General features: G+C 42.2%; 12 protein-coding genes. 6 read left to right on the top strand and 6 right to left on the bottom strand.

Features of this window, described 5'->3' with window-relative positions:
* Positions 1-74: 74 nt before the first annotated feature.
* From U0035_RS20785 to U0035_RS20795, 3 genes are all read left to right on the top strand, one after another.
* Positions 75-1,499 carry an MATE family efflux transporter gene (locus U0035_RS20785; protein ID WP_114790855.1) on the top strand — a complete coding sequence of 475 codons (1,425 nt, stop codon included), beginning with the start codon at positions 75-77 and terminating at the stop codon, positions 1,497-1,499.
* A 181-nt stretch (positions 1,500-1,680) separates the two neighbouring features.
* The gene (locus U0035_RS20790) at positions 1,681-2,421 is read left to right on the top strand and encodes a proteasome-type protease (RefSeq protein WP_114790856.1); all 741 of its coding nucleotides are present in this window, start codon (positions 1,681-1,683) and stop codon (positions 2,419-2,421) included.
* 147 nt (positions 2,422-2,568) lie between these two features.
* Positions 2,569-3,408, top strand: coding sequence for a transglutaminase-like domain-containing protein (locus U0035_RS20795; RefSeq protein WP_114790857.1), 840 nt, complete (start codon positions 2,569-2,571; stop codon positions 3,406-3,408).
* Positions 3,409-3,507: 99 nt separating this feature from the next.
* On the opposite strand, the gene U0035_RS20800 is transcribed toward U0035_RS20795, so the two are convergent.
* Complete coding sequence (locus U0035_RS20800) at positions 3,508-3,999, bottom strand: TlpA family protein disulfide reductase (RefSeq protein WP_114790982.1); 492 nt, start codon at positions 3,997-3,999, stop codon at positions 3,508-3,510.
* A 127-nt stretch (positions 4,000-4,126) separates the two neighbouring features.
* Between U0035_RS20800 and U0035_RS20805 the strand changes: the two genes are divergently transcribed.
* Both U0035_RS20805 and U0035_RS20810 read left to right on the top strand, forming a co-directional pair.
* Positions 4,127-4,486: a BlaI/MecI/CopY family transcriptional regulator gene (locus U0035_RS20805; RefSeq protein ID WP_114790858.1), complete on the top strand. Its 360-nt coding sequence runs from the start codon at positions 4,127-4,129 to the stop codon at positions 4,484-4,486.
* Positions 4,487-4,527: 41 nt separating this feature from the next.
* On the top strand, positions 4,528-6,624 hold the full coding sequence (locus tag U0035_RS20810; RefSeq protein WP_114790859.1) for a M56 family metallopeptidase: 2,097 nt from the start codon (positions 4,528-4,530) through the stop codon (positions 6,622-6,624).
* A gap of 51 nt (positions 6,625-6,675) precedes the next feature.
* Here the strand turns inward: U0035_RS20810 and U0035_RS20815 are convergent, their stop codons facing one another.
* From U0035_RS20815 to U0035_RS20835, 5 genes are all read right to left on the bottom strand, one after another.
* Positions 6,676-7,119: a cytochrome d ubiquinol oxidase subunit II gene (locus U0035_RS20815; protein ID WP_114790860.1), complete on the bottom strand. Its 444-nt coding sequence runs from the start codon at positions 7,117-7,119 to the stop codon at positions 6,676-6,678.
* 52 nt (positions 7,120-7,171) lie between these two features.
* Complete coding sequence (gene hpt, locus U0035_RS20820) at positions 7,172-7,708, bottom strand: hypoxanthine phosphoribosyltransferase (protein ID WP_114790861.1); 537 nt, start codon at positions 7,706-7,708, stop codon at positions 7,172-7,174.
* Between the two features lie 10 nt (positions 7,709-7,718).
* A complete protein-coding gene (locus U0035_RS20825; RefSeq protein ID WP_114790862.1) occupies positions 7,719-8,714 on the bottom strand; it encodes a glucosaminidase domain-containing protein in 996 nt (331 codons plus the stop codon).
* A 7-nt stretch (positions 8,715-8,721) separates the two neighbouring features.
* Positions 8,722-9,354, bottom strand: a complete 633-nt coding sequence (locus U0035_RS20830) for an O-methyltransferase (RefSeq protein WP_114790863.1) — start codon at positions 9,352-9,354, stop codon at positions 8,722-8,724.
* Positions 9,355-9,415: 61 nt separating this feature from the next.
* Complete coding sequence (locus tag U0035_RS20835) at positions 9,416-10,891, bottom strand: sodium:solute symporter (protein ID WP_114790864.1); 1,476 nt, start codon at positions 10,889-10,891, stop codon at positions 9,416-9,418.
* A gap of 137 nt (positions 10,892-11,028) precedes the next feature.
* Between U0035_RS20835 and U0035_RS20840 the strand changes: the two genes are divergently transcribed.
* Positions 11,029-11,574: an LOG family protein gene (locus U0035_RS20840; protein WP_114790865.1), complete on the top strand. Its 546-nt coding sequence runs from the start codon at positions 11,029-11,031 to the stop codon at positions 11,572-11,574.
* Positions 11,575-11,599 lie beyond the last annotated feature (25 nt).

Consider the following 11,599-nt stretch of genomic DNA (forward strand, 5'->3'; position numbering starts at 1 on the left):
TCCTATTTTATTTATTTAAACTGTATTGAAGAACTATTTCATTACGGTATTACTTTCATTCATAATTTTTTCAAATGACGACTATAGATAAGAGTGCTGGTAAAGCAACTCTGTTGCTGCGGCTTCTGAAAGAGGCTTTGCAGGGAAAAGAAATTGACTATACAACGGTAAGCATCCGCAAGGCTGTAATGATGCTGGCTATTCCGATGATGCTCGAAATGATGATGGAATCTGTTTTTGCGCTGGTGGACCTGTATTTTGTAGGCCATTTAAAGGAAAGCAGTATCGCCATTCAAACGGTGGGGTTAACCGAGTCTGTATTAACCGTTATCTATTCGGTTGCCATTGGCATGAGCATGGCAGCCACGGCTATTGTAGCCCGGCGGATAGGCGAAAAAAACTCGGAAGGAGCGGCGCATAGCGCTGCCCAGGTTTTAATTGTTGCTTTTTTGGTCAATATTGTCTTGAGCGTGGCCGGAATCGTATATGCTAAAGATATTTTGATGGCTATGGGCGCAACGGAGCAAGCCGCTGAACACGGGAAGATGTTCACTAAAATAATGATGGGCAGCAGTATTGCTATCATGCTTTTATTCCTGATCAATGGTATTTTCAGGGGCGCGGGCAATGCAGCTATTGCGATGAAGAGTTTATGGGTTGCCAATATTTGCAATGTGATCTTATGCCCGGTTTTAATTAATGGACTAGGCCCCATACCTGCCATGGGTTTGACCGGCGCAGCAGTAGCTACTGCAACAGGTAGAAGTATAGGCGTGCTATATCAATGCTATCACCTGTTTTGGGGCAAAGGGCTGATGCGTTTAGCGGCCAGGCATTTTAAAATCGATATGGAAATTATCCGGTCATTAGTTAAGATCGCAACACCGGGCATTTTTCAGTTTGTCATAGCGTCCTGTAGTTGGATTGTTTTAGCAAGATTGGTAGCTGTAACAGGAGGCGAAGACGGAAGTGCCGGTTACCAGACAGCGCTGCGTTTAATGATGTTCTTTATGCTGCCTGCCTGGGGGTTGAGTGGAGCTGCATCTACCCTGGTGGGACAAAACCTTGGCGCAGGTGCACCGGATAGAGCTGAACAAAGCGTAATGCGAACGGTAAAGTATAATGTCATTTTTATGCTAACGGTATCATTGATCTTCTTTTTACTGGGAGACTGGCTGGTGGGTTTTTTCAGTGAGGTGGAAAATGTACGCCGGGTAGCAAAGAATGCCATGTATATTATGGCCAGCGGATTTATTTTCTATGGAGTGGGTATGGTGATGATCAATGCATTTAATGGATCTGGGGACACATGGACTCCTACAAAAGTTAATTTTTTTGGCTTCTGGCTGTTCCAGATCCCGGTAGCCTATTTGCTGGCCAGGCATTTTGAGTTAGGAGCTACAGGCGTGTTTATTGCCATTCCCGTTGCTGAAACGGCCATTACTATTGTTTCTTTTATTTTATTTAAGAGAGGTAGATGGAAATTGAAGCAGGTGTAAAAGACTGTAACAACTTAGACCTGGCCGGCTTAAAAAACGGCCGGGTCTCTATTAAAATAGTAAAAATACTTTAGAGGGGGTGTAACCTGCAGTCGAATAATGCAGCAGAGGAAGCTGTATAGCGGTAACATTATAAACACCCCGTAAAAATCAGTACTTTTAACCTTTTTTAGAGAAGGCTATGACTTATTGCTTGGGAATTAAATTAAAAGATGGATTGGTAGGCATTTCCGATACACGCATATCTGCGGGCACCAATGTTACTACCCGGAAAAAAGTATCGGTTCATGAAGACGGTAGTAGTTCCCTTTTTATCATGACCAGCGGGTTAAGATCGGTAAGGGATAAAGCCATTACGTATTTCCAGGAGCTGGTGGCTGATGGTATTCCATATCATAAATTATTCGAGGCTGTGAATGCTTTTGGTGAACAGATCAAAAGAGTGGCGAGGGAAGACGAGGCCGAGTTAGCTGCTTCAGGTTATAAATTTAACCTGAATGCTATTGTTGGCGGGCAGTTAAAGGATGATAAAGAGCACAAGCTTTTTCTACTCTATAGTGAAGGGAACTGGATAGAAATGGCGATGGGCTCGCAATATGCTATTATTGGTAACAGCGGCCAGGGTAAAGCTATTTTAAACCGGGTGCTGGATGAGCAAACTACCATTAAGCAGGCGCTGAAAGCTGGTTTTTTATCTTTTGATTCTACGAGGGTTAGTTCTAATGATGTCGATTTTCCAATAGATGTGGTCATCTACGAAAAAGATCAATTCAATATTATAGAGAACCGGTACGAATATGATGAGCTGAAGCCTGTAGCCGATGCATGGGCTCAAAAATTACACGAAGCGCTTGATGAAGTACCGGATGCCTGGATGGACAAGGCTTTCGAACAACAAAAAACAGGAGACGGCCGGGTATGATAGGAAAGGACATCATTTTGCGAATGAACGAGCCTTCTGTATTGCTAACTCATTGAACCTGGAACTGCACGAATAGTGAGATGCAGGGGGCCTAATGCTCTAAACAAAATATAAACGCCCCGGCGGGGCCCAATAATAATATACTGTATGAAGTTTAAGATTTCAAGCGGGTTGTCGTATCGGGTAAAAGCAGATACGACTTTTTTCTTCAATATCCAGGCCGCTCAAACGGAGTCTCAGACAGTTACAGAGGAGCAGATCATTACTACTCCTGCCAAACTAAAGCTGGAGTCTTTTGACCTGGGTATCAGGAAGGCGAGGTTTTTACGTGTGCAGGTACCCAAAACAGATTTTTTTGAAATCACTTATACAGCAACGGCGGAGCTGAAACTGAAGCCGGTGCGTTTAAAAGAAGGAAACCTGCATTTGAGCAAAATTTCACCGGATGCTATATCTTACCTGTTTCCGAGCCGCTATTGCCAGACAGATAGGTTGTACAAATTTGCGGAAATGGAATTTGGCAGCATCAAAACAACATATGGAAAAGTGCAGGCCATCAGCAACTGGATATACAAGCATGTACACTATGTAGGCGGGAGCACCAATGCAAGTACTTCGTCTATTGAAACGATTACGCAACGGGAAGGTGTATGCCGTGATTTTGCGCACCTGGGTATTGCTTTGTGCAGGGCCATCTCAATACCGGCCCGGTATTTTGCCTGCTATGCCTATCAATTAAATCCACCGGATTTTCATGCCTGCTTTGAGGCTTATATCGATGGCCGGTGGATATTGTTCGATGCTACCCGCATGGTGCCGCAACATGGTTTAATTAAGATAGCCCATGGTTACGACGCAGCCGATACTTCATTTGCCAATATTTATGGCGAGGCCGATGCCCTGAATGTGGTTGTTAGCTGCGAAGCGCTGGATAAGCGTAGATTTGATAAACAGGCTGATAAGTTGAAAGTAGTGAATTATGCGTGAGAGAGAAGGCGAATAGTGAGTAAGTAAATAGTGAATAGGTAACATAAAAAAAGCGGGTAATGCACTATTTACCCGCTGTAGTTTGAATAAGATCTATTTTTATCTGCCGAAAGCTTTTAAAATGCCCGGTATGCCCAGTCCACCTTCAAATGTGGAGATCAGCTTCTTGTTTTTATCGTAAAAAGCCAGGTAGGGCAGGTTTTTCATTTCATAATAAGGAGGCATTACATAAGCAATATCGCGGCCTACCGTAATACCGTAATTCGCCAGTTTATACTTGTTGGCAAAATTTTTCATATCATTAAAAGGCTGGGTAGTAGCCATTACTATCTGTATGCCTTTAAACTTTTGTATGTTCTTTATAATCTGTTCTGTTTCATGTTGGCAATGGTCGCAGTCGGGGCTGAAGAAAATGAGTAGCAAGGGTTTGTCCTTTTGCAATTTTGCTTTCAGGTTCCATTTGGTAACACTGTCTGTTAACAGTAACACTGAGGGAGGTGGAGTTCTCTGTTTCAGGTATAGAGGGGTTTCCTGTGCGGAAACTGAACAAAATGTTGCTATTGAAAGCATTAACACAACCAGGTATTTCATAATAGAAAAGATTTTTAAGCTGATAAAGGTACTACATTGATGCAAACCGGAGGTATTTGGATGCATCGGGGATATTTTTTTGGAAAATCTACGAAACTATCGTAGTTTAGTATTTAAATCGTATAAAATGATAAAGCTTACACCCCAGGAAGAACAGTTGATGATTGCTATTTGGAAAGTAGGCGAGGGACATGTAAAAGGTTATATGGAACATATGTCGAATCCCGGTCCCTACACAACAGTAGCATCAACTATTAAAAATCTGGAAAAAAAAGAGTATATATCCGGACGCCTTTTTGGTAATACCTATGTATATAAGCCCCTGGTTTCGGAGGAAGAGTACAAGAAAAAGTTTATGGGTAGTGTGGTAAAAGACTACTTCAGCAACTCTTATAAGGAGCTGGTTAATTTTTTCGTAGACCAGAAAAAGCTTTCTGCCCAGGAGTTGAAGGAAATTGTGAAGATGATTGAAGGTGGGAAAAAGTAGATGTACAGGTTTCTCTTTTGAAAGTTAATAAATAACTAGCTATGCCATTATTGATAGCTTACATACTCAAATTAAATATTTGCCTTGCTGTGGTGTACCTGTTTTACCAGTTATTCCTGCGCGGGCTTACCTTTTATAACTGGAATCGCTGGTACCTGTTGGGTTATACAGCTTTGAGTTTCGTAATTCCTTTGATAGATATTATGCCTTCACTGGAAAAACGGGCTTTACAGCAAAACCTGATGGTGCAGTGGATACCGGCAATCAACTTTGCCACGCCCGGCGAACGTAATTTTTTTGAAACACTTACTTATTGGGATTGGGCAGTTGCAATACTGATATTGGGCTCGCTGGTATTGCTGGTGAGATTCCTGATCCGGTTTTATTCATTCAAAAAAATGAAAGCCAAAGCACAATTGATATCGGGTCAGGATACCATGATCTACCAGCTTGATGAACCGATCAGACCTTTTTCTTTCGGGAATGCCATATTTATTAATACTGAAATGCATTCGGGCGAAGACCTGGAGGAAATCATACGCCACGAATTTGTGCATGTAAAACAAAGACATACCATCGATATTATGTGGTGTGAAATGCTATGTATGTTGAACTGGTTTAATCCTTTCGTATGGCTGCTGCGTCATAACGTGAAACAGAACCTGGAATTTATAGCAGATAATAAAGTTTTACAAAGCGGGCTCGACCGGAAGGAATACCAGTACCTGTTATTAAAGGTGATGGGCAACCGGCAATTTGCATTCACCAATCACTTTAATTTTTCATCACTCAAAAAGCGCATTGCTATGATGAATACTATTAAGAGTGCTAAAGTACAGCTGATTAAATTCATGTTTTTGTTGCCGGTAATTGCCGTGTTATTGCTAAGCTTTAGAAAGGAGATTAAAGCATACCGGGAACAAGTAACGATTGACGCTGCTCAAAACAGCCAGGCAGATCTGAAAAGTATGGCCTTTGCCGATAGTAATGAGGCAGATGTTGTGTTTATGAAGGACACGCTACCAACTAAGGTAACAGATAAACCTCCAGCTATAAAACTCAGAAATCATATCAGTTTAGCGAATCCCGGAAAGAAGCCATTGATTATAGTGAATGGAGATCGTAAAAACGAGGATTATGATCTTAATGTAATAAGTCCTAATGATATTGAAAGTATTGATGTGTTAAAAGATGCGTCGGCAATGGCCCAGTTTGGAGAAGGCGCTGAGAACGGCGTGATAAGGATCACTACTAAAGGAAGTGCAGTGAAATCGCCCGTAATTAAAATAAGAGGAGTACAGTCTGATGTCAGCCCTTTGTATGTGGTAGACGGACGCCCGCTGGTTGCTAAAACACTGGAAAGTGTTGACCCCAACGATATAGAAAGCGTTACGATTTTAAAGGATGCCTCTGCAAAAGCCATTTACGGAGCGGGTGCTGAACATGGGGTAGTGCTGGTAACCACAAAAAAAAATAAGACAGATGACCTCGTGCTCACTTCTGAATCGGGAAAAGTAAAGGTGAGTAACGGCAAGTCTGAGATCCTTTCTGATAAAATAACACTGAAAGAGGGTGGCACACAGTTTTATGCTGATGAGATCCAGATGAGGAAGATCAATGACGATAAAGTAAAAGGAGTGGATGACGTAGTAGTTGTTGGTTATGGTGCTAAAACGGCTACCAGCAAATCGTTGAAAGGAAAAGTGACAGGTGTGCAGGTACGGCCGGCGGGGAGAACCGGTGACCTGGAAGCAGTTACTGTGGTAGGGTACGGCGCCAAAGCAGTTACCGGTTCATCGTTGAAAGGTGAAGCAGGGGGTGTAAAAGATCAGCCTGCAAAACGTTCGTCAAACCTGGAAGCTGTTACAGTGACCGGTTACCCTACTACCCGTCGTTTTAAAGCGCAAGCTGTGGTAGAATATAATAAGCCTAATCAGGCAAGTGATCATTCCGCTATCCTGGCAAACCCTCCGGCAAGTGCTCACTATGTATTAAATGGGCAATCCGTTTCTGCAAAGAAAATCAGGAACCTGGATGGAGCGAATGTGAAATCGATTGATGTGCTAAAAGGCGAGGACGCAAAAAAATACTACGGCTCCAGGGCCAGCGAGGGAGCTATCATTATAACCACAAAATAGCGTCCAATACTAACAGATATAAATGCGCAGCTTCGGCCGCGCATTTTTGTTTTAGAGAATCGTTTCGGTGTCGCTAACTGCTATTGCTTTCTTTTCAGTGAGCGCAAAAAATAAGCTGATAATGCCGAATCCGATCCAGTATAAATAAACACCTACGTGAAAGCGTTCTCCCAACCAGCGATGTGCTAAATCTGTTCTGAAATCTCTGAATGTAAAGTATAAACCAATCAGGAAGAAAAGGAAACAGGCAATCAATACTATTTTTCTGTTACGCCCGCTTATAGAACGGTCTATAAAATATAATATAGTACCAACTACTAACATTAAACCAAGACAAACCAATGAGGACTGCCACCAGCTTTGAAAAAAAGAAAATTGTTTATAGAAAAAACTGATGCCGATTTTTCCTACCAGCGATACGCCGGCAGTTAAATTGCCTGATAATAATGATAGACAAACTAAAATAAAAAACAGTAACAGGTAATTGCGCTTCATGTTGCAATTTACAATTATGATCCTGAATATCTTTCACAAAGCTTAAGATCGATCAATCAGCCAGCTGGTAGATCTCTTTATAATTTCGGCCCAGCCCGTCATAGTCGAGGCCATAACCTACCACAAATTTATTGGGGATCACAAATCCTGTATAATCTATAGGCACTTCGTATTGCGTCATCTCTGCTTTATGCAGAAGGGTTACAATTTTTAAGGATGCAGGCTGTTGATGCTGTAGCTGGGGGAGAAAGTGATGCAGGGTTTTGCCTGTGTCAATAATATCCTCCAATATAACCACATGCCTGTTGTGCAGGTCAGTGTCAAGTCCAATGGCGGTAGTGACACTGCCGGTGGAGTTCAGCCCTTTATAGGAGGCTAATTTAATAAAGCTCACTTCGCTATCTACTGTCAGGTGCTTGAATATATCGGCAGCAAACATAAACGAACCATTCAGTATGGCGATAAAAACAACCTTCTTTCCCTCAAAGTCTTTATTGATATAATCAGCCAGCTCTTTGATGCGGCTTTGCAGCTGCTCTTCGCTTAAGTAGGTCGTAAATGTTTTATCGTGAACCTTTATGGTATGCATATCAAAGCCATTAATTTTTAGCAACAGAGGCAGAGTCGTCGCGCAGTTTTAGGCGGGTACCGGCAGCAGGAGCATCATACTTACCCAGGTTATTCAATTTCAGGAGCGATTCAAGACGTATACCCTCTGCCTGCGCAATATCATATATGTTTTCGCCAGCCACCACTTCATGATAGGCTTTCTCGCAAACCGTTCTTTTCAGTTGCAGGAACACCAATGTGGCTTTTTGTACTTTTTCTGCTATAACGCCGAAGTCGTTCATGGCATGCAGTCGGTTTACCGGTATATTATATTTATCCGCAACTTCAGTAAGTGACGCGCCCGCATTTAAAACCACAACTTTGGTGTTATTGATCAGGAATTCACCTTCAGGATAAATACTTTTTACAGGTTGAGCAGGAGCAACGGTTACAGTCACAGCATGAGTAGGTACGGCTTCTCCATTGATTTTTGCAATATAGGTTTTCACATCCTCATTCCATTCAGCTTTTCCTAAACCCATTAGTGTGTATTCAGCCAGGTTATATCTTTCAATGATACCAATTAATAGCTGGGGATATTTAGGATTGGTGGCGTAACCTGCTTTTTTCAAGCCATGAGCCCAACCGGCATAATCAGTAGGATCCAGTTCAAATAATCCGGCATAGCGGGAACGGCCTTTTAAAAAGTCAGAATGATCTTTGTAAGACTGGCCAGCGTCTTCATATTTCATAAAACGCTCCTGCGGTCTGTCGTCATCATGTAAAACATAAGGTCCATCGTATCCTTGCTTGCATTTGATGCCAAAGTGATTATTGGACTTCATTACCAGGGGGCTTTGGCCAGACATGGTTTCTAATACACCCTGTGCCAGCTTTATAGCGGCCGGTACGCCTGTACGCTGCATTTCAGTAACAGCAATACCACAGTAGGTTTTAATATATTGAAGCGTTGTTTCGTTTGTTTGTGCTTTGGTAAAAAGGATGGAGCACAGGAATAGAACTGTGCCGCAAATTTTTCTAATCATTACTAAACTAAGTTTTTCGTATTAAATAAAGCCCGTCCCTGATGGTCAGCACCACCTTTTCTATGTCCGTTCTTTGGTTAATAAACTGATTGAACTCCTTAATAGCTTTGGCGCTTTTGCCTTTGGCATTTTCTTTCAATGCCTCGCCATGGAAAAAAATATTATCTGCTAAGATAAAACCATTTTTTTTAACACGCGGAAAAACCAGCTCAAAATAATTGATATAGCCGGGTTTATCTGCGTCAATAAAGACCAGGTCCCAGTTTTCTTCTAATTGGGGTATGATTTCCAATGCGTTACCCGTATGTAGCTTTATATTGTCCCTGTAAACTGATTTTTCAAAAAAATCTTTGGCGATAGCTGCAGTAGGCGCCCTGAATTCAATGGTGTGTAGTATACCATCTGGCTGTAAGCCGGCTGCCAGGCAAAGCGCGCTATAGCCGGTAAAAGTTCCTATTTCTAAAATCCGCCCTGGTCGGATCATCCGGCTGATCATTTTCAGTAGCTGACCTTGCAGATGCCCGCTCAGCATATGAGGTTCGGTATGATTTTTTCGCGTAAAATCATTGATTTCTGCCAGCAATGCATCTTCAGCAGTACTGTACGCATCTGCAAACTGGTTTAGCTGTTCAAAGTCCATGGTCTGTTATTTTCGGATAATGTAATGCAATATCCCTCTGTTGTCGGTCATTTGCCAGCTATTAATGCACACTATCCTGCTCCAGTTCAGCTATGCTTACTTTTTTAGAAATAATAAATAAGCCGAGGAAGGTGAATAATGCATTTAGTATGATCAGCTCCAGGCCTATTTTGAAATTGCCGAAAATGGCTTCCTGGTTTTCATCGATGAGGAAACACAGGATAGGGGCGATAAAACATACAAAAGGCACCAGTTTGTCGTTGGGTCTGCGTTTTACAAAAATACCAAATGCAAATAAGCCCAGTAAGGGACCATAGGTGTAGCCCGCCAGGCGCAGGATAATATCGATCATACTTTTACTGTCGATCCATTTAAAGATCAATACCAACAGTAAAAAAGCAGCAGCTACGATGAGGTGAACGGTTTGTCTGAACCTTTTCTTGGCTTTGTCATCCATATCGGAGCGCCTGTTAAGGCCGGCAATGTCAATGCAGAAGGAAGAGGTAAGCGCGGTCATAGCGCCATCTGCACTGGGGAAAAGGGCCGATATCAACGCTACAATGAAAATAACGGAAATGGCCGGTGGCATATGCTGCACCGCTACGGTTGGGAACAGCGCATCTCCTGAAGCTGCAATATTTTCCTGTGCAGCAAATAAATGCAGCAAACCGCCTAAATACAGGAACAGTCCGATTACTACCACCATGATAAACGCCAGGGATACCATATTTTTTTGAGAGTCTTTAAGCTTGTTTACCGAGATGCTTTTTTGCATCATTTCCTGGTCAATGCCCGTCATGCTGAGCGTAATAAAGGCGCCAGCCAGTATTTGTTTGATAAAATAAGACTTGGAGTTGACATCAGAATTGAAAATTTTGGAAAGGCTGGCACTACGCATAGCATCCAGGCTTTCGGTAATGTTCAGGTTCATATGCTGCAACAGGTAAATGGTACAAATGATCAATCCGGCTAACATACCCGTTGTTTGCAGGGTGTCTGTCCATACAATCGTTTTTACACCTCCTTCAAAAGTATATAAAATGATCATAAAAAGGATGATAAGGGTGGATACCCAAAACGGGATACCAAAACTATCCAGAATGGTCGCCTGCAGGATATTTACAACGAGATACAATCTGGCGGTGGCCCCTACCAGGCGGCTGATGATAAAGAACCAGGCGCCGGTTTTGTAAGAAAGCATCCCCATACGGGTTTTAAGATAACCATAAATAGAAGTGAGTTTCAGGCGATAGTAAAGCGGCAATAAGATAAAAGCTATAGATAAATAACCGATCATATAGCCAATAACAATTTGCATATAACCGAACTGGCTGGCGCCCACTGCCCCCGGCACGCTTACAAAGGTTACGCCGCTTAATGAAGTGCCGATCATTCCAAATGCCACCAGCATCCAGTTGCTGCTTCTGTTACCAATAAAAAAGGATTCATTATTACTGTTTTTACTGGTTTTCCAGGCAACCGCCAACAGTAACAGGAAATAAGCAATTACGATGGAAAATAAAAAACCTGCAGACATATTATTTTTTTATGAATGATTTTGCTTTGGCAATTTAATTTTTGAAGATATGGAAATTTATTTTGTGATTTGTATTATCGTTGCTGCATAGGCGGCTTTAAATAAATTAGTATCCCTTTAAAAGAAAACTTAATGATATGTTGATCAGATCGCTGGCCGTTTTTTGCGGCTCCAAAGATGGAAACGATGAATTTTTTACGACAGAAGCTCAAAGCCTGGGGACCTGGATGGCCTCCAGGAGTATCAGGCTGGTGTATGGCGGCGGTAACGTAGGCCTGATGGGTGCTGTAGCCAATGCGGTAATGAAAAATGGCGGCTCGGTGGTAGGTGTGATCCCCGAAATACTGGATGCCAGAGAGCGCTCGCATAAAACCATTACCGAATTGCTGGTAGTGGGAGATATGCATGTTCGTAAAAGAAAAATGTATGAACTGTGTGATGCCGCTATCATTTTGCCTGGCGGTTACGGAACCTTAGATGAGTTGTTTGAAATGATAACCTGGAACAACCTTTCTATTCACGATAAAAATATTTACATAATCAACCTCAACGGATTTTATGATCATTTGCTGACTCATATAGAAACCATGCTGCATAAGGGTTTTTTATATGAAAATCCGATGCACCGGATAACTGTTGTGGCTAATGTGGCAGAATTGGTGCTGCAGCCTGAGTTTAGCTAATCGTATATAATACAGGCTTTTCCCG

It is taken from the genome of Niabella yanshanensis, from assembly GCF_034424215.1.
In the GTDB taxonomy this organism is placed as follows: domain Bacteria; phylum Bacteroidota; class Bacteroidia; order Chitinophagales; family Chitinophagaceae; genus Niabella; species Niabella yanshanensis.

Coding starts and splice junctions, on each gene's coding strand:
- U0035_RS20785 (WP_114790855.1), top strand. CDS start 75: ATGACGACTATAGATAAGAGTGCTGGTAAAGCAACTCTGTTGCTGCGG.
- U0035_RS20790 (WP_114790856.1), top strand. CDS start 1,681: ATGACTTATTGCTTGGGAATTAAATTAAAAGATGGATTGGTAGGCATT.
- U0035_RS20795 (WP_114790857.1), top strand. CDS start 2,569: ATGAAGTTTAAGATTTCAAGCGGGTTGTCGTATCGGGTAAAAGCAGAT.
- U0035_RS20800 (WP_114790982.1), bottom strand. CDS start 3,999: ATGAAATACCTGGTTGTGTTAATGCTTTCAATAGCAACATTTTGTTCA.
- U0035_RS20805 (WP_114790858.1), top strand. CDS start 4,127: ATGATAAAGCTTACACCCCAGGAAGAACAGTTGATGATTGCTATTTGG.
- U0035_RS20810 (WP_114790859.1), top strand. CDS start 4,528: ATGCCATTATTGATAGCTTACATACTCAAATTAAATATTTGCCTTGCT.
- U0035_RS20815 (WP_114790860.1), bottom strand. CDS start 7,119: ATGAAGCGCAATTACCTGTTACTGTTTTTTATTTTAGTTTGTCTATCA.
- hpt (WP_114790861.1), bottom strand. CDS start 7,708: ATGCATACCATAAAGGTTCACGATAAAACATTTACGACCTACTTAAGC.
- U0035_RS20825 (WP_114790862.1), bottom strand. CDS start 8,714: ATGATTAGAAAAATTTGCGGCACAGTTCTATTCCTGTGCTCCATCCTT.
- U0035_RS20830 (WP_114790863.1), bottom strand. CDS start 9,354: ATGGACTTTGAACAGCTAAACCAGTTTGCAGATGCGTACAGTACTGCT.
- U0035_RS20835 (WP_114790864.1), bottom strand. CDS start 10,891: ATGTCTGCAGGTTTTTTATTTTCCATCGTAATTGCTTATTTCCTGTTA.
- U0035_RS20840 (WP_114790865.1), top strand. CDS start 11,029: ATGTTGATCAGATCGCTGGCCGTTTTTTGCGGCTCCAAAGATGGAAAC.